The organism is Achromobacter marplatensis, from assembly GCF_002209535.1.
GTDB lineage: Bacteria > Pseudomonadota > Gammaproteobacteria > Burkholderiales > Burkholderiaceae_B > Achromobacter > Achromobacter marplatensis.
In genome coordinates this window covers 107,875-133,702 of sequence record NZ_NJIG01000004.1, presented here as the reverse complement: position 1 = coordinate 133,702, position 25,828 = coordinate 107,875, and the positions used below count along the sequence as shown (strand labels likewise).

30 protein-coding genes are annotated in these 25,828 nt (G+C 66.1%); 16 read left to right on the top strand and 14 right to left on the bottom strand.

From position 1 onward, the window contains the following. Positions 1–19: 19 nt before the first annotated feature. From CEY09_RS10840 to hslU, 5 genes are all read left to right on the top strand, one after another. On the top strand, positions 20–523 hold the full coding sequence (locus CEY09_RS10840) for a Fur family transcriptional regulator (RefSeq protein WP_006224833.1): 504 nt from the start codon (positions 20–22) through the stop codon (positions 521–523). A 370-nt stretch (positions 524–893) separates the two neighbouring features. Continuing rightward, positions 894–2,012 (top strand): CobW family GTP-binding protein, encoded by a 1,119-nt coding sequence (locus tag CEY09_RS10835; protein WP_088588631.1) that lies wholly within the window; start codon positions 894–896, stop codon positions 2,010–2,012. A 126-nt stretch (positions 2,013–2,138) separates the two neighbouring features. Beyond that, a complete protein-coding gene (dksA, locus tag CEY09_RS10830) occupies positions 2,139–2,603 on the top strand; it encodes an RNA polymerase-binding protein DksA (protein ID WP_006216410.1) in 465 nt (154 codons plus the stop codon). A gap of 153 nt (positions 2,604–2,756) precedes the next feature. Next, positions 2,757–3,296, top strand: a complete 540-nt coding sequence (gene hslV / locus CEY09_RS10825; RefSeq protein WP_006224835.1) for an ATP-dependent protease subunit HslV — start codon at positions 2,757–2,759, stop codon at positions 3,294–3,296. Positions 3,297–3,369: 73 nt separating this feature from the next. Beyond that, entirely contained in the window at positions 3,370–4,704 is a 1,335-nt protein-coding gene (hslU, locus tag CEY09_RS10820; RefSeq protein ID WP_035213095.1) for an ATP-dependent protease ATPase subunit HslU, read from the top strand. A gap of 86 nt (positions 4,705–4,790) precedes the next feature. On the opposite strand, the gene CEY09_RS10815 is transcribed toward hslU, so the two are convergent. Continuing rightward, complete coding sequence (locus CEY09_RS10815; RefSeq protein ID WP_006224837.1) at positions 4,791–5,099, bottom strand: copper-binding protein; 309 nt, start codon at positions 5,097–5,099, stop codon at positions 4,791–4,793. Positions 5,100–5,312: 213 nt separating this feature from the next. Here CEY09_RS10815 and CEY09_RS10810 point away from each other — a divergent pair, with 213 nt between their 5' ends. From CEY09_RS10810 to rfbC, 5 genes are read left to right on the top strand one after another with little or no spacing between them, the layout of a single operon-like run. Continuing rightward, positions 5,313–5,867 (top strand): cob(I)yrinic acid a,c-diamide adenosyltransferase, encoded by a 555-nt coding sequence (locus tag CEY09_RS10810; RefSeq protein ID WP_088588630.1) that lies wholly within the window; start codon positions 5,313–5,315, stop codon positions 5,865–5,867. A 50-nt stretch (positions 5,868–5,917) separates the two neighbouring features. After that, positions 5,918–6,967: a dTDP-glucose 4,6-dehydratase gene (gene rfbB / locus CEY09_RS10805; RefSeq protein ID WP_088588629.1), complete on the top strand. Its 1,050-nt coding sequence runs from the start codon at positions 5,918–5,920 to the stop codon at positions 6,965–6,967. Positions 6,968–6,976: 9 nt separating this feature from the next. Beyond that, on the top strand, positions 6,977–7,873 hold the full coding sequence (gene rfbD, locus CEY09_RS10800) for a dTDP-4-dehydrorhamnose reductase (protein WP_088588628.1): 897 nt from the start codon (positions 6,977–6,979) through the stop codon (positions 7,871–7,873). Further along, a complete protein-coding gene (gene rfbA, locus CEY09_RS10795; RefSeq protein ID WP_035213097.1) occupies positions 7,870–8,751 on the top strand; it encodes a glucose-1-phosphate thymidylyltransferase RfbA in 882 nt (293 codons plus the stop codon). Before rfbD ends, rfbA begins: the two co-directional genes overlap by 4 nt. Further along, positions 8,751–9,293 (top strand): dTDP-4-dehydrorhamnose 3,5-epimerase, encoded by a 543-nt coding sequence (rfbC, locus tag CEY09_RS10790; protein WP_088588627.1) that lies wholly within the window; start codon positions 8,751–8,753, stop codon positions 9,291–9,293. The genes rfbA and rfbC overlap by 1 nt, the downstream gene beginning before the upstream one ends. Positions 9,294–9,304: 11 nt before the next feature. Here rfbC and lipA read toward each other — a convergent pair whose 3' ends face one another. Continuing rightward, a complete protein-coding gene (gene lipA, locus CEY09_RS10785) occupies positions 9,305–10,309 on the bottom strand; it encodes a lipoyl synthase (RefSeq protein ID WP_088588626.1) in 1,005 nt (334 codons plus the stop codon). Between the two features lie 159 nt (positions 10,310–10,468). Between lipA and CEY09_RS10780 the strand changes: the two genes are divergently transcribed. Then, positions 10,469–11,281 (top strand): substrate-binding domain-containing protein, encoded by an 813-nt coding sequence (locus CEY09_RS10780; protein WP_088588625.1) that lies wholly within the window; start codon positions 10,469–10,471, stop codon positions 11,279–11,281. A 38-nt stretch (positions 11,282–11,319) separates the two neighbouring features. On the opposite strand, the gene CEY09_RS10775 is transcribed toward CEY09_RS10780, so the two are convergent. The 10 genes from CEY09_RS10775 to CEY09_RS10730 form a co-directional block, all read right to left on the bottom strand. Next, positions 11,320–12,039 carry a tetratricopeptide repeat protein gene (locus tag CEY09_RS10775; protein ID WP_088588624.1) on the bottom strand — a complete coding sequence of 240 codons (720 nt, stop codon included), beginning with the start codon at positions 12,037–12,039 and terminating at the stop codon, positions 11,320–11,322. Continuing rightward, positions 12,036–12,674, bottom strand: coding sequence for a lipoyl(octanoyl) transferase LipB (gene lipB / locus CEY09_RS10770; protein ID WP_088588623.1), 639 nt, complete (start codon positions 12,672–12,674; stop codon positions 12,036–12,038). The genes CEY09_RS10775 and lipB overlap by 4 nt, the downstream gene beginning before the upstream one ends. A gap of 11 nt (positions 12,675–12,685) precedes the next feature. Beyond that, a complete protein-coding gene (locus tag CEY09_RS10765) occupies positions 12,686–12,958 on the bottom strand; it encodes a YbeD family protein (RefSeq protein WP_006224847.1) in 273 nt (90 codons plus the stop codon). Positions 12,959–13,070: 112 nt separating this feature from the next. Next, entirely contained in the window at positions 13,071–13,937 is an 867-nt protein-coding gene (locus tag CEY09_RS10760) for a D-amino acid aminotransferase (RefSeq protein WP_167390058.1), read from the bottom strand. Positions 13,938–14,062: 125 nt separating this feature from the next. Continuing rightward, a complete protein-coding gene (locus tag CEY09_RS10755; RefSeq protein WP_088588621.1) occupies positions 14,063–15,325 on the bottom strand; it encodes a D-alanyl-D-alanine carboxypeptidase family protein in 1,263 nt (420 codons plus the stop codon). Positions 15,326–15,477: 152 nt separating this feature from the next. Next, positions 15,478–16,134, bottom strand: coding sequence for an alpha/beta hydrolase (locus CEY09_RS10750; RefSeq protein WP_088588620.1), 657 nt, complete (start codon positions 16,132–16,134; stop codon positions 15,478–15,480). Positions 16,135–16,167: 33 nt separating this feature from the next. Continuing rightward, positions 16,168–16,869: an ABC-type transport auxiliary lipoprotein family protein gene (locus tag CEY09_RS10745; RefSeq protein WP_088588619.1), complete on the bottom strand. Its 702-nt coding sequence runs from the start codon at positions 16,867–16,869 to the stop codon at positions 16,168–16,170. Next, positions 16,866–17,822, bottom strand: coding sequence for an MlaD family protein (locus CEY09_RS10740; RefSeq protein ID WP_175216746.1), 957 nt, complete (start codon positions 17,820–17,822; stop codon positions 16,866–16,868). Before CEY09_RS10740 ends, CEY09_RS10745 begins: the two co-directional genes overlap by 4 nt. Next, complete coding sequence (locus tag CEY09_RS10735; protein WP_006224853.1) at positions 17,809–18,648, bottom strand: ABC transporter ATP-binding protein; 840 nt, start codon at positions 18,646–18,648, stop codon at positions 17,809–17,811. Before CEY09_RS10735 ends, CEY09_RS10740 begins: the two co-directional genes overlap by 14 nt. After that, on the bottom strand, positions 18,648–19,778 hold the full coding sequence (locus tag CEY09_RS10730; protein ID WP_035213101.1) for an MlaE family ABC transporter permease: 1,131 nt from the start codon (positions 19,776–19,778) through the stop codon (positions 18,648–18,650). Before CEY09_RS10730 ends, CEY09_RS10735 begins: the two co-directional genes overlap by 1 nt. A gap of 96 nt (positions 19,779–19,874) precedes the next feature. On the opposite strand from CEY09_RS10730, the gene CEY09_RS10725 reads away from it, so the two are divergent. From CEY09_RS10725 to CEY09_RS32275, 3 genes are read left to right on the top strand one after another with little or no spacing between them, the layout of a single operon-like run. Next, entirely contained in the window at positions 19,875–20,726 is an 852-nt protein-coding gene (locus CEY09_RS10725; RefSeq protein WP_088588617.1) for a biotin--[acetyl-CoA-carboxylase] ligase, read from the top strand. Beyond that, positions 20,723–21,529, top strand: a complete 807-nt coding sequence (locus CEY09_RS10720) for a type III pantothenate kinase (protein WP_088588616.1) — start codon at positions 20,723–20,725, stop codon at positions 21,527–21,529. The genes CEY09_RS10725 and CEY09_RS10720 overlap by 4 nt, the downstream gene beginning before the upstream one ends. A gap of 12 nt (positions 21,530–21,541) precedes the next feature. Next, positions 21,542–21,706 (top strand): hypothetical protein, encoded by a 165-nt coding sequence (locus tag CEY09_RS32275; RefSeq protein WP_006224857.1) that lies wholly within the window; start codon positions 21,542–21,544, stop codon positions 21,704–21,706. Positions 21,707–21,729: 23 nt separating this feature from the next. Here CEY09_RS32275 and CEY09_RS10710 read toward each other — a convergent pair whose 3' ends face one another. Next, positions 21,730–23,052, bottom strand: a complete 1,323-nt coding sequence (locus CEY09_RS10710; protein ID WP_088588615.1) for a 3-deoxy-D-manno-octulosonic acid transferase — start codon at positions 23,050–23,052, stop codon at positions 21,730–21,732. 1 nt (position 23,053) lies between these two features. After that, a complete protein-coding gene (gene waaC / locus CEY09_RS10705; protein ID WP_035213102.1) occupies positions 23,054–24,085 on the bottom strand; it encodes a lipopolysaccharide heptosyltransferase I in 1,032 nt (343 codons plus the stop codon). A gap of 112 nt (positions 24,086–24,197) precedes the next feature. Between waaC and CEY09_RS10700 the strand changes: the two genes are divergently transcribed. After that, positions 24,198–25,250 carry a Gfo/Idh/MocA family protein gene (locus tag CEY09_RS10700; RefSeq protein WP_006224860.1) on the top strand — a complete coding sequence of 351 codons (1,053 nt, stop codon included), beginning with the start codon at positions 24,198–24,200 and terminating at the stop codon, positions 25,248–25,250. 4 nt (positions 25,251–25,254) lie between these two features. Continuing rightward, positions 25,255–25,824, top strand: a complete 570-nt coding sequence (locus CEY09_RS10695; RefSeq protein WP_006224861.1) for an acyltransferase — start codon at positions 25,255–25,257, stop codon at positions 25,822–25,824. The last annotated feature ends 4 nt before the right edge of the window (positions 25,825–25,828 follow it).

Sequence of the window (25,828 nt, the reverse complement as noted above, 5' to 3'; positions counted from 1 at the left end):
CATTCAGGTAAAGCCCGCCATGCCCGCTCCGCCCCGATCCCCCCGCAGCGACACCGTCGGCGCTCAGCTCAGCGTCGCCGAGACGCTGTGCGAGCAGCGCGGACGCCGCCTCACGCCCATCCGCCGCAAGGTGCTGGAACTGTTGCTGCGTCACGGCCGCAGCCTGAAAGCCTACGAATTGCTGGACGCCATGCGCGAAGTCCACCCGGGCGCCGCGCCTCCGACGGTGTACCGGGCGTTGGACTTTCTGATGGACGAAGGCCTGATCCACCGGCTGGACGCCGTCAACGCCTGGAGCGCCTGTCATGACGCCGGTGGCGCCCCCCACGACCTGCTGGTGGTCTGCACCGGTTGCGGCGCCGTGGCGGAAGTGTCCGATCCGGCCATGAGCCGCCAGCTGGCCGAACGCGTCGCCCAAACGGGCTACGCCCTGGCCACCCACGAAACCGAGATCCGCGCGTTGTGTCCCCAATGCCAGCAGAAGCAGCCCGCTGACGCCGGCCATCACCACCATCACCACTAGGCATCGGCGCCATCCGGCGGACGGCGTCCGCCTGGCGCGCCCCGCCCGCGGGAGGAAGGACGCCTCACCGCCGCCCTCTGCCCCTCATCGGGCCAGGGCCGCCGCCGCCCTTGAAATCCGGCAAACCGTCCCAAAATAGTGATATCGCCCGATACTTGACGGCGTACAGCCGCGATCCGGACGGCTTCGGCCCCTGGGTTGACCCGGGGTTTGCCCCCTGCCCCCGACTGTGCTGTAATCCTGCGTCCGGCCGCTGTTGGCGGCCTTCGCAGCCTGTGGCAAACATCATCCTGCACGGGAAAAATCCCCTGCCAGGCCCATGAGTTGAATGCCTAGACTTCAGCCTTGACCTCACGCTAGCAGCTTCGCCATGAACACCCCGCGCAGTTTGGACAAAATGGTTCCCGTCACCATCCTCACCGGCTTTCTCGGTGCGGGCAAGACCACCCTGCTCAAACGCATCCTGACCGAATTCCACGGCCGCCGCGTTGCGGTCATCGAAAACGAATTCGGACCGGAAAGCATCGACAACGACCTGCTCGTGCAAGACAGCGATGAAGAAATCATCGAACTGTCCAACGGCTGCGTCTGCTGCACGGTCCGTGGCGACCTGATGCGCACCCTGTCCGAGCTGCGCGCCAAGCGCGAAGCCGGCGAACTGAATTTCGAACGCGTCATCCTCGAAACGACCGGCATGGCCAACCCCGGTCCCGTTTGCCAGACGTTCTTCATGGATGACGACATCGCCGAGTACTACCGCCTGGATGCGGTGGTGACGGTGGTCGACGCCAAGCACGGCATGGCTACGCTGGACGCGCAACCGGAAGCCCAGAAGCAGGTCGGTTTTGCCGACCGCATCCTGATCTCCAAGCGCGACCTGGTCAACGAAGTCGACTACGAAGCGCTGCGCCACCGCCTGGTTCACATGAACCCGCGCGCGCCGATCACGCCGGTCAACTTCGGCGAAGTCGACCTGAAGTCCATCATCGACATCAGCGGCTTCAACCTGAATTCCATTCTGGACATCGACCCGGAATTCCTGGCCGATGAACACCCCGACGCCGCCCACGACCATGGGCATGACCACGGGCACGATCACGGCCATGCCCACGATCACGACCATGAGCACGACGGCGACTGCGGGGCGCATTGCAATCATGCCCACCATCATCACCACCACCAGCACGACGACGAAATCGGCGCGTTCGTGTTCCGTTCCAACAAGCCGTTCGATCCCGCGCGCCTTGAGGAATTCCTGGGTGGCGTGGTGCAGGTCTATGGTCCCGACCTGATGCGTTACAAGGGCATCCTGTACATGAAGGGCATCAACCGCCGCATGTTGTTCCAGGGTGTGCACATGATGATGGGCGCCGAACCCGGCAAGCCGTGGACCGCGGCCGAAAAACCGTCCACCAAGATGGTGTTCATCGGACGTAAGCTGCCCCAGGAGATTTTCACCCGGGGCTTGGAGCAGTGCCTGGCGGGGTAATCCCCCTTCCCGACGTGACGCGATGCGACGAAGGCAGTACTGTGAGGTACGAATAGCGTAAGCAGCAAGCAACACGGACTGGGAAAGGACGCCCGCGCCAGGATCGATTCATAGTGGAGTGTTTTCATGGCTACCAAGGCAGCAACCAAAAAATCAAGCAAGTCGACGAGCGATACGGCGATTGATCTGCCCAGCGAGAAGGAATTGCTGGCCATGCCCGAGTCCGACTATATGAACGAACGCCAGCTGGCTTTCTTCAAGGAACGGCTCAAACAACTCGAACAGGACATCCTGGCCAACGCCGGCGAAACGACTGAGCACCTGCGCGAAACGCAGTTCGTGCCCGATCCCGCCGACCGCGCCACCATCGAGGAAGAACACGCCCTGGAGCTGCGCACCCGCGACCGCGAGCGCAAGCTGCTGAAAAAGGTGCAACAGTCCATCGCCCGCATCGACAGCGGCGAATACGGCTGGTGTGAAGAAACGGGCGAACCGATCGGCGTACCCCGCCTGTTGGCCCGCCCCACGGCCACCCTGTCGCTGGAAGCGCAGGAACGCCGTGAAATGCGCCAAAAGCTGTACGGCGACTAATCCGTCCCGTATTTCACACCATGCCCTGAAAGGCTATGCTGGTTTCCGGCATAGCCTTTTTTATTGTCCTTTTTGCCGACCCAGAGGATGCACGCCCGCAGCCTTGATTTCCGGTCAACCGCCCCCAGCTAGTCCTTTCAAAGGAAGGAACGCATGGAACAATTTCACGCCACCACCATCGTGTGTGTGCGCCGCGGCAACCGCGTCGCGCTCGGCGGCGATGGCCAGGTCACCCTGGGCAACATCGTCGTCAAGGGCACGGCCCGCAAAATCCGCCGCCTGTACCACGACAAGATCCTGGCCGGTTTCGCCGGCGCCACCGCCGACGCATTCACGTTGCAGGAACGTTTCGAAGCCAAGCTGGAAAAGCACCAGGGCAACCTGATGCGCGCCGCGGTCGAACTGACCCGCGACTGGCGCACCGACCGCGTCCTGCGCCGGCTGGAAGCCATGCTGATCGTCGCCGACACCGAGCACACCCTGGTGTTGACCGGCAACGGCGATGTGCTGGAACCCGAACACGGCCTGGCGGCCATCGGCTCCGGCGGCGCCTACGCCCAATCGGCTGCCCTGGCGTTGCTGCGCAACACCGATCTGTCGCCCGAGACCGTCGTCAAGCAATCGCTGGAAATCGCCGGCGATCTCTGCATCTACACCAACCAGAACCACGTCATCGAAACGCTGGGCGACTGACGCCCGCCACGCGGCGCACCCCGTGCGCCGCGGCCGCCTCCCCAGCCCGCCCTAGCTTCAAGGATTCGCCCTCATGTCCGCATCCAACATGACGCCCGGAGAGATCGTCTCCGAACTCGACAAATACATCGTCGGCCAGAACCGCGCCAAGCGCGCGGTCGCCGTGGCCTTGCGCAACCGCTGGCGCCGCCAGCAGGTCGCCGAGCCCCTGCGCCACGAAATCCACCCCAAGAACATCCTGATGATCGGCCCCACCGGCGTGGGCAAGACCGAGATCGCGCGCCGCCTGGCCAAGCTGGCCAACGCGCCCTTCATCAAGATCGAAGCCACCAAGTTCACGGAAGTGGGCTATGTGGGCCGCGACGTCGACACCATCATCCGCGACCTGACCGAGTACTCGATCAAGCAGACGCGTGAACTGGAAATGCGCCGCGTGCGCACCCAGGCCGAAGACGCCGCCGAAGACCGCATCCTGGACGCCCTGGTCCCGCCCGCTCGCGGCGCCTCCGGCGAACCGGAACGTGGCGAAGACAACAGCGCCCGCCAGACATTCAGGAAACGCCTGCGCGAAGGCAAGATCGACGATCTGGAAATCGAGATCGAAGTGGCCCAGGCCGCGCCGCAGATGGACGTCATGACGCCCCCCGGCATGGAAGAAATGGCCGAGCAGCTGCGCGGCATGTTCGCCGGCATGGCCCGCGACAAGAAAAAGCCCAAGAAGATGAAGGTGCGCGAAGCCTTCAAGCTGATCGTCGACGAAGAAGCCGCCAAGCGCGTCAACGAAGAAGACCTGCGCACCGTGGCCATCAACAACGTCGAACAGAACGGCATCGTCTTCCTGGACGAGATCGACAAGATCGCGGCCCGCCAGGAATCGGGCGGCGCCGACGTATCGCGCCAGGGCGTGCAGCGCGACCTGCTGCCGCTGGTTGAAGGCACGACCGTCAACACGCGCTACGGCATGGTCCGCACCGACCACATCCTGTTCATCGCGTCGGGCGCATTCCACCTGGCCCGCCCGTCGGATCTGATTCCCGAGCTGCAAGGCCGTTTCCCGATCCGCGTGGAACTGGAATCGCTGACCGCCGAAGACTTCGTGCGCATCCTGTCCGACACAGACGCCTCACTGACCAAGCAGTACACCGCGCTGATGGCCACCGAAGACGTGCAGTTGGAGTTCACGGATGAGGGCGTGCGCCGCCTGGCCGAACTGGCCTACGACGTGAACGAGACCACCGAGAACATCGGCGCCCGCCGTCTGTACACGGTGATGGAAAAGCTGTTGGACGAGCTGTCGTTCGACGCGACGTCCAGCCAGGACAAGCACGTAAAGATCGACGCCGCCTACGTCAACTCGCAGTTGGCGGAAGCCGCCAGCAGCCAGGACCTGGCGCGCTACGTGCTGTAAGTCGGGCGGCGCGCCTGGCGCGCTCCCTTCGGATCAACGCCGTTTATCGCAATTTTGCGGTAAACGGCGTTTTTCATGGCGCGGCGTCAGTTCGTTATCGCCGTCACGACATACTTGCCGTCCTTGCGGGTGGCCGTGAAGCGGACCTTGTCGCCCGCCTTGATCTTGGACAGCAGGGCCGGCGGATCGGCCTCATAGACCAGCGTCATGGCCGGCAGGTCCAGGGCCTTGATCTCGTCGTGCTTGATCGTGACCTTGCCCGCGGCCGGATCCACCCGGCGCACTTCGCCGCTGGCGTCGGCCGTTTGCGCGAACGCCAAGGGCGTAGCCAGGGTCACGACGGCCATCGCGGTAGCGATAGCCATGGGCATTGCATATTTGCGGTCAAAAGCCATACAGGCGTCCTCCATTGACAGCGAAAGCCGAGGGGCCGAAACCCGCGCCCTTCCTGCTTTCCACAATGCTAGGATACCGCCGTTATGCAACAGTTCCGGCGGGGTCGACGCAACAATCCTTACAGTTGATTGCGAAGCGGCCGTCCGCCCGGGCGTGCGCTTACCCCCGGACGCAATCCGCCCCTTCCTTTTCCCCGATTCAGGACACTCCCCATGGCCAACCGCTTATCCGTCATTGCCACCCGCACCGGAGACGACGGCACGACAGGGCTGGGGGACGGATCACGCGTTCCCAAGGATGGCCCCCGCATCGCGGCGCTGGGCGACGTCGACGAACTGAACAGCGCCATTGGCCTGCTGCTGACTGACCCCCTGCCGCCCGAGATTTCGCTGGACCTGATGGCGATCCAGCACGACCTCTTCGACATGGGCGCGGAACTCTGCATTCCCGGCCACGCCGCCGTGACTGACGCGCAAATCGCCCGCCTGGATGCGCGGTTGGCGCACTACAACGCGACGCTGGCCCCGCTGCGCGAATTCATTCTGCCGGGCGGCACTCGCGCCGCAGCGCAGGCACACGTGGCGCGTACGGTGTGCCGGCGGGCAGAACGGGCGGTGGTGGCGCTGGCGGGGGCCGAATCTGTGAATCCTCCGGTGCGCCAGTACCTGAACCGGTTGTCGGACCTGATGTTCGTGCTGGCCCGTTGTATAAACCAGCATGCGGGGCAGAAAGACACGTTCTGGGCGGGAGCCCAGGCGCGCCGCTAAGGCGTGGCTGCGACACGCCGGACGTCCCCGGCCTTCAGATTTCCAAGCACATGAGCATTATCGTCACCGGCGGCGCCGGCTTTATCGGGTCCAACTTCGTCCTGGACTGGCTTGCCCGCAGCGACGAACCGGTCGTCACGCTGGACAAGCTGACCTACGCCGGCAATCTGGACAATCTGGCATCGCTGGCGCTCGACGCGCGGCACACCTTCGTCCACGGCGACATCGCCGATCAGGCGGCGGTGTCGGCGCTGTTGCACACGCACCGCCCTCGCGCTCTGATCAATTTCGCCGCCGAGACCCACGTCGACCGGTCCATCGCCGATCCGGGCACGTTCCTGCAGGCGAACGTCGTCGGGACCTTCCACCTGCTGGAGGCCGTACGCCACTATTGGTCGGCGCTGGACGACGGCGACAAGGCGGATTTCCGCTTTGTGCATATTTCCACCGACGAAGTCTATGGCTCGCTGGACGAAGACGCCCCTGCGTTCACCGAGCTGACCTGCTACGCGCCGAACAGCCCCTATTCCGCCAGCAAGGCGGCCAGCGACCACCTGGTGCGTGCCTATCACCAGACTTACGGGCTGCCCGTCCTGACGTCGAATTGCTCGAACAACTACGGCCCGCGGCAGTTTCCGGAAAAGCTGATTCCCCTGGTGATCCACAACGCGTTCGCCGGCAAGCCGCTGCCGATCTACGGCGACGGCCTGCAGCGGCGGGATTGGCTGTATGTGGCCGACCACTGCGACGCCATCCGCCGGATGCTGCAAGCCGGTGTTCCGGGCGCGACTTACAACGTGGGCGGCTGGAACGAAAAGACCAATCTGGATCTGGTGCGAGGCCTGTGCGCGCTGCTGGACGAGCGCCGGCCGCGGGCCGACGGCCAGTCGTACGCATCGCAGATCGTCCACGTGCCGGACCGGGCCGGCCATGACCGCCGCTATGCCGTGGACGCGACGCGCCTGCAGCGCGACCTGGGATGGATACCGGCCGAGACCTTCGAATCCGGCATCCGCAAGACGGTGCAGTGGTACCTGGACGAAGCGCAATGGGTGGCAAATGTTGCCAGCGGCGCTTATCGCACCCACTCCACGATTTAGCGGAACCGCGTGAAGATCCTACTGCTGGGCAAAGCGGGTCAGATTGGTCAGGAACTGCGGCACGCCTTGCCCGCACTGGGCGAGGTCGTCCCGCTTGGCCACGGCGACGTCGACCTGCGCGATCAGGATGCCTTGCTGCGCGCCTTGGCTGCGCACCGTCCCGATGTAATCGTGAACGCGGCGGCCTATACCGCCGTGGACCAGGCCGAAACCGATCGGGAGGCGGCTGGTCAGGTCAACGCGCAGGCGGTCGCCGCGCTGGCGCAGTACGCGAAGGACGCAAGCGCCCTGCTGGTGCACTATTCCACCGACTATGTCTTCGACGGCGACAGCGACCAGCCGTACACGGAAACCGATACGCCCCGCCCGCTGAACGTCTATGGCGCCACCAAACTCGCAGGGGAGTCGGCAGTGCTGGAAAGCGGCTGCGACGCGCTGGTGTTCCGCTGCAGCTGGGTCTACGCGCCGCACGGCCGCAACTTCCCCACATCGATCCTGCGTCTGGCTCGGACCCGGGACCATCTGGATGTCGTGGCAGACCAGATCGGCGCACCGACCTCCGCCTCGCTGATCGCCGACGTCACGGCACAGGCCGTGGCCCGCCACCGACAACAGCGGCTGCCGGCCGGCATCTATCATCTGGCTGCCGGCGGCGCCACCAGTTGGCATGCCTTCGCGCGCTATCTGGTTTCCGGCGCTGCGGCGCGGGGCGCGGCCCTGGCACTGACTCCGGATCGGATCCGCGCCATCGCCTCGAAAGACTACCCCGCCGCGGCCAAACGCCCGCACAATTCAAGGCTGGACACCACGCGGCTCTCGGCCGCACTGGCGCTGCCGCTGCCCTCCTGGACGCAAGGCGCGGACCGCTTCCTGGATCAACTTTCGGCGCGCGGGGAATTCACATGATGCGTAAAGGCATAGTGCTGGCCGGCGGCGCCGGCGAACGACTGCATCCGGCGACGCTGGCGGTCAGCAAGCAACTGCTGCCGGTCTTCGACAAGCCGATGGTCTACTACCCCCTCACCACGTTGATGCTGGCGGGCATCCGCGACATCCTGATCATCTCGACGCCGCAGGACACGCCGCGGTTCCAGCAATTGTTGGGCGACGGATCGCAATGGGGTTTGAATCTTGCCTACGCGGTGCAACCCTCGCCCGACGGGTTGGCGCAGGCGTTCCTGATCGGCGCACCCTTCATCGGGCAAGACCCGTGCGCGCTGGTCCTGGGCGACAACATCTTCTACGGCCACGAACTGCCCCGGCTGCTGCAAAACGCCAACGGACGCCCGGACGGCGCCACCGTGTTCACCTATCACGTGCAGGACCCGGAGCGCTACGGCGTGGCCGAATTCGACCGCGACGGCAAGGTGCTGTCCATCGAGGAAAAGCCCGCCCGCCCCCGATCCGGCTATGCCGTCACCGGCCTGTATTTCTACGACAACGATGTGATCGACGTCGCCCGCGGCATCCGGCCGTCCGCGCGCGGCGAACTCGAGATCACAGACGTGAACCAGCACTACCTGAAGCAAGGCAAGCTGAGCGTGGAGATCATGGGACGCGGCTTTGCCTGGCTGGACACCGGCACCCACGAATCGCTGCTGGAAGCCAGCCAGTTCATCGCCACGCTGGAACACCGCCAGGGATTGAAGGTGGCGTGTCCGGAAGAAATCGCCTTCCGCCAGCAGTGGATCAGCGCCGACGCCCTGGAAAAGCTGGCCGCGCCCTTGTCCAAAAGCGGCTATGGCCAATACCTGATGCGTGTCCTGGTGGATAAGGTGTTCTGATGAAATCCCTTGCGCAAGCCATTCCAGACGTGCTGGTCCTGGAACCCCGCGTGTTCAACGACGCGCGCGGCTTCTTCTTCGAGAGCTTCAACCAGGACGTTTTCGAAGCCGCGACCGGCCTCTCGCGCCGCTTCGTGCAGGACAACCATTCGCGCTCGGCCAAGGGCGTCTTGCGCGGCCTGCACTATCAAGTGACGCAGCCGCAAGGCAAGCTGGTGCGCGTATGCGCGGGCGAGATATTCGACGTGGCGGTCGACGTGCGGCGCACGTCGCCGACCTTCGGGCGATGGGTTGGCGTGGTGCTCTCGGCAGAGAACAAGCGCCAGATGTGGATCCCCGAAGGATTCGCCCACGGTTTCCTGACGCTGTCGGATTCCGCCGACGTCCTGTACAAGGCGACGGACTACTACGCCCCGCACTACGAGCGCTGCATCCGCTGGGACGATCCGGCCGTGGGCATTACCTGGCCGGGCAGCATGACGCCGTTGTTGTCCGCGAAGGACGCTAACGGCGTGTCCCTGAACGACGCCGAAACGGGCTGACTCAGGCTGACTCAGTTCACCCCGGCCGCGTGCGCCTGCTCGTCCGCGTGATACGAAGACCGCACCATCGCGCCCACTGCCGCATGCGAGAAGCCCATTGCATAGGCTTCACGCTCGAACATGGCGAAGGTGTCCGGGTGCACGTAGCGCAGCACGGGCAGGTGGTGCTCCGACGGTTGCAAGTACTGGCCGATCGTCAGCATGTCCACATTGTGTTCGCGCATGTCGCGCATGACTTGCAGGATTTCTTCGTCCGTCTCGCCCAGGCCCAGCATCAGGCCGGACTTGGTGGGCACTTCCGGATGCAGCTTCTTGAATTCGGCCAGCAGTTTCAAGGAGTGCATATAGTCCGAACCCGGGCGGGCCTGCTTGTACAGGCGCGGCACGGTTTCCAGGTTGTGGTTCATGACGTCCGGGGGGCCGGCGTTCAGGATCGCCAGCGCACGGTCCAGGCGGCCGCGGAAGTCAGGCACCAGTACCTCGATACGCGTGGTGGGCGACAGTTCGCGGATGTGCGTGATGCAATCCACGAAATGGGCGGCTCCGCCGTCGCGCAGGTCGTCGCGGTCGACCGACGTAATCACGACGTAAGACAGCTTCAATGCGGCGATGGTGCGCGCCAGGTTCTCGGGTTCTTTGGTGTCCAGCGGGTCGGGGCGTCCGTGGCCCACGTCACAGAACGGGCAGCGGCGCGTGCACTTGTCGCCCATGATCATGAACGTGGCCGTGCCCTTGCCGAAGCATTCGCCGATGTTCGGGCAGGACGCTTCTTCGCACACCGTGTGCAGGTTGTGTTCACGCAGGATGCGCTTGATGTCGTAGAAGCGCGAGCCGGGCGCGGCGGCCTTCACGCGGATCCACTCGGGCTTCTTCAGGCGTTCGGCCGGAATGATCTTGATGGGGATGCGTGCCGTCTTGGCCTGCGATTTCTGCTTTTGCGTCGGATCGTAGGCCGTGTCCGCGGGCGCGGCGGCGGATTCGTTCGAGGGAACAGGAGACTCGGCGAGCGTAGACATTGGGCACCTTCGAAACCGGGGCGCAAGACGGCCCGGTCTGAGACAAAAGAGGCATTTTACCCCCCCGCGCCGGGATCCGCCGCGAACGCCCGCCCGCGCCCGGCGCCACCCGCGCGGCTGGGTTATCGTCACGCCTGACGAATCCCCTGAAATTCCCCCATGTCTTCCCTGCCTACGCTGCGCCCCGTGGCGCTCATCGCGCCCCGCCTGGATGCCTTGCCCGCTGGCCGCGCCATCCAGGCCTGCGCCGAACGCCTGGCGCCCGCGGGCTATTACCTGGCCGCCGGCCCCTGGCACGATGCCGCCATGCTGCCCCAGCTGGCCGTCCTGCGCCCGGCCGCCGCCCTGGTCATCGGCTCCCTGGACGAGCCCGTCCTGCGGGCCGGCCTGGCCGCGCTGGAAATACCGGTGGTGGAAACCTGGAGCGCCTCGGCCCGGCCGCTGGACAGCGCGGTTGTGATCGACAACGAGGAAGCCGGACGCGCCGCGGCGCGCCATCTGGCCGAAAAGCGCCATGCGATGGTGGCCTGCATCAGCGCCGATAACCCCTGGGAGCGCGCGCGGCGCGACGGTTTCCTCAGTACGGCTGCCGCGCTGGGCCTGGACCGGGTTGCCGACATCGTGCAGCCCGAGGTACAGCAGATGAACGACGGCCGCATGGCCTTCCTGCGCTTGCTGGCCACCAACACGATCTTCGACGCGGTGTTCTGCACGTCGGACCTACTGGCCGCCGCCGCGGTCTCCGAAGCACACAACCGCGACCTGCACGTACCGCAGGACCTGGCGGTGCTGGGTTTCACGGACGATGGCAGCGCGGCGCAATGGGCGCAAGGCCTGACGACGCTGGGCGTGGATGCCGCCGACCTGGGCAGGCGGGCAGCCCAATTGCTGCTGGACCGCCTGGCCGGCGTACGCGGCGTCGGCCAGGGCGACACGCTGGAAGCTGTCTTCGAAACCCGGTTGAGCACGTAGGATGGGTGTAGCGCGAGCGTTCTGACTGCCGGGCTACGTCACACCTCGTAGAGCGCCGGGAATCCGCAATCCTGCAGCATGGCGTTGGCTTCCTTTAGAAACGCCGGGGTGGACGTTTCCGGCACGCGAACGAGCCACTGCACCCCCTCTTCTTTCTTGCCTCGCAGCAACAGCAGGCGCCCAAGGTGGAACATGCCCCGGAAGTCGCCGCCTTCGGCGCAACGCTGGTAGCAGTCGAAGGCGCGTTCCAGGTCTTGTTCGACCACATCGCCCGCTTCATAGAAGCGCCCGACCACGCCGATCGACTTCACGTGGCCGGTCTGCGCCGCCTGCTGGTACAGGGCCAGCGCCGCCGCCTTGTTCTGCGTGACCCCGCCCCGGCCGCTGCGCAGCATATGGGCGTAGTTGTACATGCCCCAATCCAGCCCGCGGTCGGCGGCCAGCCGGAACCAGTACGCCGCCACCGTATCGTCGCGCGGCACGCCCCAGCCGTTTTCGTAGCAGCGGCCCACCATGTTGATGGCCATCGGGTGATCGGCGTTGGCGGCGCGCTTGAACCACGCCAGGCCCTCTTCCGGTTGGCGTTCGACGCCCACGCCGTCCAGCAGCATCTGCCCGTAGATGGTCTGCGCTTCGACCAGCCCGAGTTCGGCGGCCGCCCGGATCCAGGCGGCGTAGTCTTCGGGCGGCCCTTCACGCAGGAGCGCCAGCTGTTCCGGGGACGTCGCGGCGACGTCGGCGGCGCTGAATGTCTTCATATCGGGTTCCTTGCGCGGCGCCAGGCGGCCGCCAGATTCTGCGCCAGCGCGTCGCCCACGTCGGTAGGCGTGCGTCGCACGCCACAGGCCGCCATGTCGACGGTGCGCAGCCCTTCGTAGCCACAGGGGTTGATGCCTAAAAAGGGCGCCAGGTCCATCGCCACGTTCAGCGACACGCCGTGATAAGCCCGCCCGTTGCGGATCTTGATGCCCAGCGCGGCGATCTTGGCCAGTTCGCCGCCATCGGGGTCCGGGACGTACACGCCCGGTGCGCCAGGCTTGCGGCAAGCACCGTCGACGCCATGCTGGGTCAGCGTGTCGATGACGGCGCCTTCCAGCAAGTTGACGTATTCCTTCACGTACATGTCCACGCGGCGCAGGTCGAACAACGCGTACGCCATTACCTGGCCCGGGCCGTGGTAGGTCACCTGGCCGCCGCGGTCGCAGTGGACGATGGGGATGTTGCCGGGGTTGAGCACGTGCTGCGGCAGGCCGGCCTGGCCCAGGGTGTAGACCGGCGCGTGCTCGCACAGCCAGATCTCGTCAGGCGTATCGGCGCCGCGCTGGTTGGTGTACGCCTGCATTTCCTGCCAGACCGGCAGATAGTCCGCCGGCCGCGCGAGCCACTTGATCACGGCGATCCCGCTTACAGAACGATGGACACCATCGGGTGGCCGTGCAGCGCCTGGTAGAGGCTGTCGAGCTGTTCGCGCGAGGTCGCGCGCACGGTGAAGGTCAGGCCCATGTAGTTGCCGCCCTTGCTGGGGCGCATCTCGACGGTGGCGGCATCGAAGCCCGGGTCGAACTTCAACACGACTTCGGTCAGCGTCTGCGCGAATTCGGGATGGTGCTTGCCCATGACCTTGATGGGGAAGTCACTGGGATATTCGATAAGCGATTCTTCGGGCGGAATATGCATGATTTGCCTAGAGTGGGTGTTGCCCCTGAATGTTCTTATATGGGGGCAACCGGTGCGTTGGCAAGTGTCCGCTGGGGGCGGGACGGCCCGGAGGGCCGCCCGGAACAACGGTCTACAGCGCGGCGATGCGGGCATCATAACCCGCACGCAATTGCTCGAAAACGGGGCCGGGCTTGCCGGATCCCACCGGTTTGCCGTCCAGCGCCACGATCGGCAGCACTTCCTTGGTGGCCGACGACAGCATCAGTTCGTCGGCGGATTCCACCTCGTCCCGCGTGATGCGGCGCGCCTCGAAGGGGACGCCAGCCTCGGCCGCCAGTTCGCCCATCAGCCCATAGCGGATGCCTTCCAGGATCAGGTTGTTCTTCGGCGGGGCCAACAGCTTGCCGCCGGAAACCACCCAGATGTTGGTGGACGACCCTTCGGTCAGGTAGCCGTCGCGGAACTGCACGACCTCGTCGGCGTCCGCGTCCACGGCCTGCTGCTTGGCCAGCACGTTGCCCAGCAGCGACACCGACTTGATCTCGCAATGCAGCCAGCGCTCGTCCGGGATGCTGATGGCGGTCAGGCCCTGCGTGCGCTGCGCGGCCGACGGCGGCGCCCACGGCGAAATCATGCCGAACACGGTGGGCGTGACCGGTGTGGCCGGGAACTGGTGGTCGCGACGGGCGACGCCGCGCGTCACCTGCAGGTACACGATGCAGGTCTCCAGGTTCGAGCGCGCCAGCAACTGCTCGATCAGGTTGACCCAGCCTTCGCGGTCGAAAGGCTGCGCGATGCGCAAGGCGGCCAGGCTGCGGTCCAGGCGGTTCAAGTGCTCCGCCATGCGAAACGCGTTGCCCTGGTAGACGGGGACGACTTCGTAGATGCCGTCGCCGAAAATGAAGCCGCGATCCAGGACGGAGACCTTGGCCTCGTCCACACGCAGGAACTCACCGTTGAGATACACCTGGCTTTCGCCCGGCACGCCCGGAATCATGAGGCACTCCTGTGAAATGGCGAAGGACGAACCGCCCGGTCCGTCCCAAAATGGAAAACGGGCGTTTCACGTACGAAACGCCCGCTGCTAGCTTACACCCGGGGCCGCGCCTGTGGCGCGCCCGCTTACTGGAACCAGCGCTTGACGGTGTCGACCATGCGGCCGAAGAAGCCGGCGCGTTCGACGGCGTCCTGCACCACCAGCGGCTCGGTGCGCAGCACCTTGCCATCCAGCGTGAATTGCAGCGTGCCGACCTGCTGGCCCTTGGCCAGCGGGGCGATCAGCGGATCCGTGCGCTGCGCCACCGGCTTCAAGTCGCCGGCCTTGCCGCGCGGCACGGCGATCGACACCGGGTTGGGCGGGCCCAGCTTGACGTTTTCAGCCGTGCCTTCCCAGACGCGCGCATCGATGCCTGGCTGGCTCTTGTCGAACAGCTTGACGGTGTCGAAGTTCTGGAAGCTCCAGTTCAAGAGCTTCAGGCTTTCTTCGGCGCGCGTGGCCTCGCTGTCCGTGCCCACCACGACCACCAGGATGCGGCGGTCGCCGCGCACCGCCGTCGACACCAGGCAGTAGCCGGCCGAATCGGTGTGGCCGGTCTTCATGCCGTCCACCGAGGGATCGGCCCACAGCAGGCGGTTGCGGTTGGGCTGCGTGATCTTGTTGTAGGTGTAGCTCTTCTGCTTGTAGTAGTGGAAGAAGTCCGGGTGATCGGTGATCAGGTGCGACGACAAGGTGGCCAGGTCGCGCGTGGACGTCATGTGCTGCGGGTCCGGCAGACCGGTCGCGTTCATGAAGTGCGTGTTCTTCATGCCCAGGCGTTCGGCTTCCTGGTTCATCAGCGACGCGAAGGCGGCTTCGCTGCCGCCCACGGCCTCGGCCAGCGCCACGGAGGCGTCGTTGCCCGACTGGACGATCATGCCCTGGTTCAGCTCGTCGACAGTGACGGGCTTGCGCGGCTCGATGAACATGCGCGAGCCGCCGGTGCGCCAGGCGTGCTCGGACACGGGCACGGTCTGCTCCAGCGTCAGGCGCTTTTCATCCAGCGCGTTGAAGACGACGTAGGCCGTCATGATCTTGGTCAGCGAAGCCGGCTCGACCTTCATGTCGGGGTTGGAGGCGGCCAGCGTCTGGCCGCTGTTCACGTCGATCACGATCCAGGCCTTGGCCGCGATGGTGGGCGCCGGCACGGACGACACGTCACCCACCGGCACCGCACCCGAAGCCGTCGGAGCCGGCGCCGTGGCGCCTGCGGCGGCCGGAGCAGTGGCGGGCGCCTGTTGTGCCCAGACCGGCATGGAGGCCGCGAGCATCGCCGACAGCACCGCGCCAGACAGCAAGCGGCGGGTCAAGACAACGGGGGATTGAGCGGAGTAAGGCAAATTCTTCATCGGCAACGTGGGTCCAGGAAAGACGCCCGCCGGCGCGGGGCTAATGGCTGACAATTATAGGCAGCCCATTGGACCGGTCCGCCCCGCGCAGGGTTCCGCAGCATTTAAATCATGCAACCTGATGCAACCTGCGGCCCGGCCGCAACGGTCGATTAGTCCAGAGCGACCTTCAGGCGCGCCTGCACCAGCTGGCGCAGCACCAGCAGCTTGCCATGGAAAAAGTGCGACGCCCCCGGCACCACCACCACGGGAATTGAACGCGGGCGCGCCCAGTCCATGGCTTCGGACAGCGGCACGACTTCGTCTTCTTCTCCATGCACCATCAGCGTGTCGTCAGGAACCTGCACTTCATGCGACTGGAAGCGGTTCACGGCCGGCCCCATCAGCATCAGCGCCGCCGGCAACACCACGTCGCCGGCCTCAGCCAGCGCCGCATAGGTCTGTGCGGCCACGGCAGTGCCGAAGGAAAACCCGGCCAGCACCCACGGGGCCTCGGCCAATTCAGGGTGCAGTTCGCGCATCTGTGCCACGACCGCCAGCATGTCCTGCGTTTCGCCGACCGATTTGTCGAACGCGCCTTCCGACAGGCCCACGCCGCGGAAGTTGGGGCGCACCGCCACCAGGCCGTGCTGCACGCAGGCGCGGGACAGGGTCGTGACCACCTTGTTCTCGCGCGCACCGCCTTGCAGCGGATGCGGGTGCAGGACCAGGGCCCAGCCTCGCGGCGTGCCCGCGGGCCAGTCGACGGCGCAATCGATGCGGCCGGCGGCCCCGGTAAAGGCGTGGGTATCAGTACGAGCGGAGGACATGGCAGGACTCAACGTGCAAAAAGGAAAATCGATTTAGTTGGCGGACCGCGAGGCGCCGGAGGACTTGGCGGGGATATCGAATGCCGGTTCGTACGACGGGCCTGGTCTGGGGCCGAATCCGCGTCGAGGGGTGGATTCGGGTGCGCCTTGCACCACCTCGGCCAGCCATTGCGCCAGTTGGTCCGCGGCCTCATCCGTGGCTTGCCGCAGCGCTGCAACGCCACCCGCCGCGTCTTGCGTGGGCGCGGGCGTCTGCACCTGAATGCGCTTCTGAGCCACGACGGCGCGGCCATTCAGCAGCACCGCCTGCAACAGGATGCGGCCTTCGCTGGACTGCCCGTCTTCGGCATACACCTGTTCAAACTGCATCAACGACAGCTGCAATTGCGGCATCTGCAGGTTGACGCGATCAGCCAGCACCGGCCCCTGGCGCGACAGACGGTCAGTGATGCGCTGGCGCACCAGCTCCGTGGGCGACGATGCCCAGCGGAACGTCGCGTAGGCCTTGGGCGCGGCGCTGTCGCCCACCCGCCAGATCATGCTGGTGTCCGACAGAACAGGCGCGGCTTGCAGGCTCATGGCGATTGGCGCGCGTGCCGGCAACGCAGGCACGGGCTTGGCGTCCAGCCCCAAATCGAACACCGAGGGCGGCGCGCCCACGCGGCCAATGCTGCAGCCGGCCAGGGCCGCGGTCATTGTCAGGGTCAAGATCAGTACGGCGCGGCGCATCTTCATTTGGGCTGTCTCCCGAAACCGGCAAATCCGGCTTCGCCGGGTCCGGGCGCAACGGGCGCCGGGCCGAACAAAAACGATTGCGGCGTGCTGTCCACACGGCGCAGGGTGTTGGTGGCGCCACGCGCAGCTGCGCTGACGCTGGCGGCCATGTTGGTGACGGCGGGCAGGGTCTCGCCATCCAGCCGGGCCGCGGCCAGCGCGATGTCGTTCAGGCTGCGCGTGGCTACCGACAAGGGGCCGTCGGGTGCATTCAGCCGCGCCAGCGCCTGTCGCGACTGCTGCGCCAGATCGGCGATCTCCCGCGCGGCGCGGTCCGCCTGGCGCGATGTATTGCCTAGCGAATCCATCAGCGGCCCCAGCTTGGCCAGCGTGGGTCCAAGATCACGACTGGCATCGCGCAGCGACTGCGTGATGTCGGTGGCGTTTTGCAGGCTGGCAGTCAGCGCCTGCACGTTCTGTTCGCTCAGCACGCGGCGCAGCTGCTCGGTGGCTTCTTCCACGTTCGAAATCAATTTTCCGCCGCGCTGCTCGATCCGGTCCAGGAAACCCGGACGCAGCGGAATGGCGGCGGGATGCTCGGCCGACGACGCCAGGCGCTTGAGCGACGTGCCGTCGTCACGCAGTTCCACGTTGGCCATGCCGGTCACGCCCTGCACGCCCAGCTCGGCCCAGGTCGACTCGGTGATGGGCGTGTTCGGCGCCACGCCGATGCGGATGCGCACCTGCCCCGGCTTATCGGGGTTCAGCGCCAGCGACTGCACCTTGCCCACCGGCACGCCCTGATAGCGCACGGCCGACTGCGGATTCAGCCCGCTGACCGCCGTGGCCGACACGATTTCGTACGTTTGCAGCTTGGTCCGGTCCCGGCCGATCCAGACGGCCACCAACGCGGCGGCGGCAAGCAAGACCAGCGTAAAAATCCCGGCCATGAGCGCATGACTACGGTTTTCCATGATGCATTCCCTTCGGCGCCAGATCCCCAAGCGCGCGCAAACCGCGTTCGCCCAGGAAAAATGTGTGAATGAACGGGTGGTCGACCTTCAGTACTTCCGGCACCGTGTCGCACACGATCACCCGCTTGTCCGCCAGCACGGCGACACGCGTGGCCAACGCCAGCAGCGTGTCCAGATCGTGCGTCACCATGACGACGGTAAATCCCAACTGCCGGTGCAGGCTGCGCACCAGGTCCACGAATTCGTCCGACCGCAACGGGTCCAGGCCGGCGGTGGGCTCGTCCAGGAACACCAGTTCGGGGTCCAGCGACAGCGCACGCGCCAGCGCCACGCGCTTGACCATGCCGCCGGACAGGTCCGACGGCCGCTTGCCGGCGTCCTGCGCCGACAGGCCCACCATCGCCAGCCGGCACATGACGACGTCACGCACCAGGTCTTCCGGCACCGTGCGCAGCTCGCGCAGCGGCAGGGCCACATTGTCGAACACCGACAGCGCCGAGAACAGCGCCCCCGCCTGGAACAGCATGCCCCAGCGATAGGACAGGCGCCTGCGTTCGGCGGGCGACAGCTCGAAAAGCGAATGCCCCAGCACCTTCACGATGCCGGCCGCGGGCTGGTCCAGGCCGATGATCTGGCGCAGCAGCACTGTCTTGCCCGTGCCCGATCCGCCCACCAGCACCAGGATTTCACCCGGAAACACGGTCAAGTCCAGATTGTCGTGGACCACGTGGTCGCCGAAGGCGGTGCGCAATCCGCGCACCGAGATGACGGGTTCGACCGTGACGCTATCGTCGGTGAATAACCGGTGCTGGGCGGCGCCGTTCATCAGATGCCCACCGAGCTGAAGATGATGGCGTACAGCGCATCCAGCAGGATCACGCCGGTGATCGAGGTCACGACCGACGTGGTGGTGCCGCGGCCCAGGCTTTCCGTGTTGGGCTGGATGCGCAGGCCGAAATGGCACGCGATCAGTGCGATCAAGATGCCGAAGGTCACCCCCTTGAGGATGCCGATCCAATAATTGGTCAGGGAGATGGCGTCCGGCAACGATGTCAGGAACCACTGCGCCGATACGCCCAGCTGCATCTGGGCAGCCAGCATGCCCCCCAGGATCGCCATCGCGTCCGTCCACAGCACCAGCAGCGGCATCGTCACGGCCAGCGCAAGCACCCGCGGCAGGATCAGCCGCTGGCCGTGCGAGATGCCCATGACCAGCATCGCATCCAGTTCCTGCGTCACGCGCATGACGCCAATCTGGGCTGTGATGGCCGACCCCGATCGCCCTGCCACCAGGATGGCGGCCAGCACGGGCCCCAGTTCGCGCACGATGGAGACACCCAGCAGCCGCACGATGAAGCGGTCGGCGCCGATCATCTGCAGTTGCTGCGCCGACAGGTAGGACAGCACCACCCCGATCAGGAAGCCGACCAGCGCCGTGATGCCCAGCGCCTGCGCGCCGGTGCGGTACACCTGCGCCGAGATCTCGCGCCAGGGGCCCAGCCGCGGACGGCGCAGCATGGCGCCGAAATCCAGCACCAGCTGGCCCAGCATGACCAAGAGCGCCCGGCCGTTTTCGGCGCCCCGGAAGATCGCGCCGCCCAGGGCGCGCACCCACCCCCAGGATTCGGCTTTGGGCTCGGGCGCCCGGGCGCCGCCCTTGTTCATGGCCAGCGCGTTGAAAACGTCTTGCTGGCCGGCCGACCAGCGCACCCGTTCGGGCAGCTTTTCGCCCCAGGCCTGCCAGATGAGCAAGGCGCCGATGGTGTCCAGCCGGCTGATGCCGTGCAGATCCCAACGCACGCCGTCCTGGACGGCGCGGGCCAATGCCGAGCGCCGGCGTTCGACTTCGCCCGCCTCGGCCAGGGCCAGGACGCTCCAGTCGCCCGCGACGTGGCAGGCGTTCCCGTCCTGACGGAATGGTGCGGCGGCGGACGCGGGTGAAGCGGTTTGCGGCATGTAGGCAGGGGACCGATGCAAAATGTATCGCCAATCATAAACGCTTGAAGGCCGAAAGGCCGCGTGAGGGGGGCCGCGTGCCCTACAATCGCCGCCATGTCCGATCACGTCCGCCCTATCGACCTGCCCGCGCCGGAAGCCCTGGCCCGGGAGCTAGGCTCGCGCCTGCCCGTATTCCAAGACATTGCCTGGACAGGCAGCACCGGGTCGACCAACGCCGACCTGCTGGCCCGCGCCCGCTCGGGCGCCGGCGTCGGCAAGCCCTGGCTGCTGGGCACCCATCTGCAGGAAACCGGCCGCGGCCGCGCCGGCCGCCCCTGGCAGAACCGATCGGGCTCCACGCTGATGTTCTCGTGCGCGTTCGACGTGCACCTGCCGGCCGCGCAATTGCCCGCACTGTCCCCGCTGGCCGGCGTCGCCGCCTGCGAAGCCCTGCGCGCCGTCGCCGGCCCGGACGCCCGCGGCCTGTGCATGAAGTGGCCCAACGACGTCCAATGGCATGACGCCAAACTGGCGGGCGTGCTGGTGGAAACCACCCGCAACCCCGGCGGCCGCGAGGCCGGCTACACCGTCGTCATAGGTATGGGCGTAAACCTGATCGACGCGGCCGAACTGTCCCGGACGCTGGGCCGCGAGGTCGCCGACTGGACGCAAGTGCAGGCCCAATCGCACCGGCTGGCCACCGCCGCCGACCTGATTTGCGCCAGCGCCACCGCCTGGCACGAAGCCGTCCAGGCGCTGGAGCGCAGCGGTTTCGCGGCATTCCGGCAGCGTTTCGACCAGGTGGACGCCCTGGCGGGCCGTACGGTCAACGTGCTGGAGAAAGGCGATATCCTGCTTAGCGGCGCTGCCAGCGGTGTGGACGAGCAAGGCCGCCTGCTGGTGCGCACGCCCGAGGGCGCCACACCGATTTCGGTCGGCGAAATTTCGATTCGACGCCAAGCATGATTATTCTCATCGACTCCGGCAACAGCCGTCTCAAGGTGGGTTGGCTGGACGCCAGCAACCCCGACATGCCGCGCGAACCGGCGGCGGTCGCGTTCGACGGCCTGGACCTGGATGCGCTGGACCGCTGGCTGGCCGCCCTGCCGCGCCGCCCGGTGCGCGCGGTGGGCGTGAACGTGGCGGGCGACGCCCGCGGCACCGCCATTTCCGCCATCCTGCAAAAACACGGCTGTGCGGTCACCTGGTCGCCTTCACAGGCCAGCACCTTGGGACTCGTCAACAGCTACCGCGTGCCCACGCAACTGGGCGCGGACCGCTGGGCTTCGCTCCTGGGCGTGCTGTCGCGCCTGCCCGGCGCGCACCCGCCCTTCCTGCTGGCCAGCTTCGGCACCGCCACCACCATCGATACGGTGGGCCCCGACAACGTCTTCGCCGGCGGCCTGATCCTGCCCGGCCCGGCCATGATGCGCACGTCGCTCGCCCACGGCACCGCCAACCTGCCCATCGCCGAGGGCCAGGTCGTGGCCTACCCCGTCGACACGCACGAAGCCATCGCCTCGGGCATCGCCGCGGCCCAGGCCGGCGCCGTCGTGCGCCAATGGTTGGCCGGCCGTCAGCGCTATGGCCAGACCCCACAGATCTACGCGGCGGGCGGCGGTTGGCCGGAAGTGCATCAGGAAATCGAGCGCCTGCTGGCGGATGCCGGCGGCGCGTTCGGCGCCGCTCCGGTGCCGGTCTACCTGGATCACCCCGTCCTGGACGGCCTGGCCGCGGTGGCGCGCGCCACCCTGGACGCCAACGCCTGAGCGAGGCCCGCCATGCGAGTGCTTTTCATCCTGATCCTGCTGGCCAATCTGTGGATAGCGGCGCTGGGCCAAGGCTGGATCGGCATACGGCCCGAAGACGAAGGCCGCGACACCCGCCGTTTCAGCCAGGAGCTGAACCCGGGCGCGGTGACGCTGGTTCCCCGTAAAGCGCCGTAGGCCTGCCCCCGGGGCAAGCCCGATCAGGTGCTGCCGGGTCGGTCCAGCCAGGGCGCAAGCGCGGCCAAGGTCCGCCGCGTTGCCCCGGCATGCGAATCAAACCAGGCACGCGCCGCCTGACTCGCTGCCTGCCGGCGCGTCGCATCGGCAAGCACGGCCATCGCGCTGTCCACCGCCTGCCCCGTATCCGCCGCGCGCAAGACCGCGCCCGCTGCGATCGCATCTTCCGCCGCCTGCTTGAAATTGAACGTGTGCGGCCCAACGATGACGGGCACGCCGGCGGCGCAGGCTTCGATCAGATTCTGGCCGCCCAGCGGCGCAAAACTGCCCGCAACGATGGCCACGTCCGACGCCGCGTAATAGAACGCCATCTCGCCCAGCGTATCGCCCAGCACCACCACGGTGTCCGGATCGGGCTCGGTGCCCTCAGAACGCCGCACGAACGCCAGCCCCGCCTCTGCCAACTGGCGCGCCGCCTCGTCAAAACGCTGCGGATGCCGGGGAATCAACAGGAACAACGGGGCGTCCGGCGCCCGCGGCGCGGCGGCATGCCGCTTGATCGCGGCGATGAAACCGCTGTCCTCGCCCTCCCGGGTGCTGGCCACGGCCAGGACGGGCCTGCCCAACTGCGCCCGCCACGCCCGGCCCGCCTGCACCTGCGGTGCCGGCAAGGCCAGATCGAATTTCAGATTGCCCGTGACGATGGGCGCGGCGGCCCCCGCCTGCGCCAGCCTGCCTGCGTCTTCGGCAGTCTGTGCCAGCACCAGGTCCAGGCCGGCCAGCGCTTCGCGCATCACGCCGCCCATCCGGCTCGCCTGGCGCAGCGACGAGGCCGAGAACCGGGCGCTGACCAGCGCCATCGGCACGCGCACGCGCCGGGCCGCCGCCAGCAGGTTGGGCCAGATCTCGCGTTCGATCAGCAGGCCGCACCGGGGGTGATAGCTATCCATGAAGCGACGCGTCGCACCGGGAAAGTCGTAGGGCAGCCACGTCTGGCGCAATTGTCCGCAGGCAATGGCCTGGGGAAACAGGCGCTGGCCCTCGGCGCGGCCAGTCGCCGTCATGTGGGTCAACAAGACGGGCAGGCCGCGGTCCAGCAACGCCTGCAGCAGCGGTTGGGCGGCGCGGGTCTCGCCCAGGCTGACGGCATGCACCCACACGGGCGCCGTCCAGGACGAAAAAGGCACGGCGTCGGCTGCCGCCGGCGACGGCGCTGCGGCACGGCCAAACCGTTCTGGCGAGAAGATTCCCCATTCGCCGCCGGCGCGCTTGGCCCGACGGGCCATCCACAGCCAGACCAGCGGTGACAATGCCCTGAGCGCCAGAGAGTAGACGCCGCGGTTCATGTCACTGGGCGGCCAATGCCTGCTCCACCGCCGCCATCACGGCTTCACGCGACGGCGACGCGCCGCGGTCGCCCAGGCTGGCGGTGTAGTTCGAACCGACCAGCGGAGTTCTCACGGGAGTGGAGGCGCGGTAGATGCCAATGGTGGGGCGGCCCAGGGCGGCGGACAAATGGGTCAGGCCGCTGTCCAGGCCCACCATCAGGCGCGAACCCGCCAGCAGGCGGGCCACCGAACTCAGATCCATGCGGGGCATCACCTCTGCCCCGTCCATGCCCGCCACCAGCAGGCCGGCGCGCTGGGCTTCAGATTCATTTCCTGCCAGCAGCTTCAAGGTGCAACCGGCTTCGCGCAACCGGCGAAAAACCGCCCGCCAGTCCTCTTCGGGCCACAATTTATCGTCGCGGCTGGCCGACGGCATGATCACGGCGTAGCCGCGATCGGTATCCAAATGATGTAAACGTGGCAGATCCGCCACATTATTTTGGTCGACAATATCGGAAACATCGCGCGATTGTGCCGCCAGTCGCGCGAATTCTTGCAATCCGAAATCAGGCAAACCGGCATGCTGGTAACCGAAAGTCAGTGCCGCCAATTTACGTTGCCGAATGACTGCGGGCTGCCAAAACTCCACACGATGTCGCACGTTGTAAAACAACGATGCCAACGGTTCGCGTGCGGATCGCCAATCCAGACCGTGGCGAACGCCGCGTGTTTGACGCACCAGCCAGGCGGACTTCAGTAAGGCCTGCATATCCAGCACGACGTCATATTGCTTTTCGCGCAGGCGTTCGCGCAACGCTTTACGTTCTGCCCGCACCTGCTGCGACCACCAGGCTTTTCGCCACCGGCGGTGTGCCACTTTGATCACGGAACTCACCGCAGGGTGCCACGACGGGATCTCGGCAAAAGCCTCTTCCGCCACCCAATCTATCTCCGCGTCCGGCACATGGCGGGCAATATCGGTAATAGCAGGCAACATATGCACTAGATCGCCAAGTGACGATGTTCGAACGATGAGAATGCGAGTAGGCATCAATAAGAAATTGGATGTTTACATTCGTGGACACCCAGGGGATTCAAGTATTATTACTGTCTAACCCCGGGTGGGTCCAAATAACCCCGGCAATTTACATCAAAACAATCTGATGACCATCAATCCCGTTACTGACCGGAAGCTGCGTTTTGCCATTGTGGGCTGTGGACGCATCTCCAAGAATCACATCGGCGCGATCACCCAGCACGGGGACAGGGCCGAACTGGTAGAAGTTTGCGACACCAACCCTGACGCATTGAAGGCTGCCGCCGAAGCGACGGGCGCTACCCCCTATTCCTCGTTGACCGAACTGCTGGCCAACAGCACTGCTGACGCCGTAATCCTGGCCACGCCCTCTGGCCTGCACCCGTGGCAAGCCATCGAGATCGCCCAGTCCGGTCGCCACGTCATCAGCGAAAAACCCATGGCCACGCGCTGGGAAGACGGCAAGCGCATGGTCAAGGCCTGTGACGAAGCCGGGGTCCGCCTCTTCGTCGTCAAGCAGAACCGCCGCAATGCCACCCTGCAGCTGCTGAAGAAGGCCATCGACCAAGGCCGCTTCGGCCGGATCTACATGGTCACCGTCAACGTCTTCTGGACGCGACCGCAAGATTACTACGACGCGGCCCGTTGGCGCGGAAAGTGGGAGTGGGATGGTGGCGCATTCATGAACCAGGCCAGCCACTATGTCGACCTGCTCGACTGGCTGGTCGGCCCGGTCGAAAGCGTCTATGCCTTCACGGCTACCCTTGCGCGCCGCATCGAAGCGGAAGACACCGGTGTAGCAGCAGTGCGCTGGCGCCATGGCGCCATGGGCTCGATCAACGTCACCATGCTGACCTACCCGCAGAACCTGGAAGGCTCGATCACCATCCTGGGCGAGAAGGGCACTGTCCGCGTGGGCGGCGTGGCCGTCAACCGAATCGACGAATGGAAATTCGCTGACGAGCACCCCGACGACACCAAGATCCGCGAAGCCAACTACGAAACGACTTCGGTCTACGGCTTTGGCCACCCGCTGTATTACGACAACGTCATCCGCACGCTGCGCGGCGAATGCGAACCGGAGACCGACGGCCGCGAAGGCCTGCAGTCCCTGGCGCTGCTGACCGCCATGTACCGCTCCGCCCGCGATGGCGTGCGCGTTCCGCTGCCGCTGGACTGATCCCATGAGCATCCATTCCACTGCTATCGTTGATGACGGCGCCCAAATCGGCACGACCAGCCGGGTATGGCATTGGGTCCACGTCTGTGGCGGCGCCGTTATCGGCGAAGGCTGCTCGCTGGGCCAGAACGTGTTCGTCGGCAACAAGGTCAAGATCGGTGATCGCGTCAAGATCCAGAACAACGTATCCGTCTACGACAATGTGACGCTCGAAGACGACGTGTTCTGCGGCCCGAGCATGGTGTTCACCAATGTCTACAACCCGCGGGCGGCCATCGAACGCAAGAACGAATACCGCAACACGCTGGTGCGCCAGGGCGCCACGCTGGGTGCCAACAGCACGATCGTGTGCGGCGCCACCGTAGGACGCTACGCCTTCGTCGGCGCGGGCGCCGTCGTCAATAAAGACGTGCCTGACTATGCCCTCGTTGTGGGCGTGCCTGCCAAGCAGATCGGCTGGATGAGCCGCTATGGCGAACAGCTCGACCTGCCCCTGACCGGCAACGGCCAGGCCACGTGCGCACATACGGGCGAAACCTATATTTTGAAGGATGGCGTCTGCCAACAGGCGTAAACAC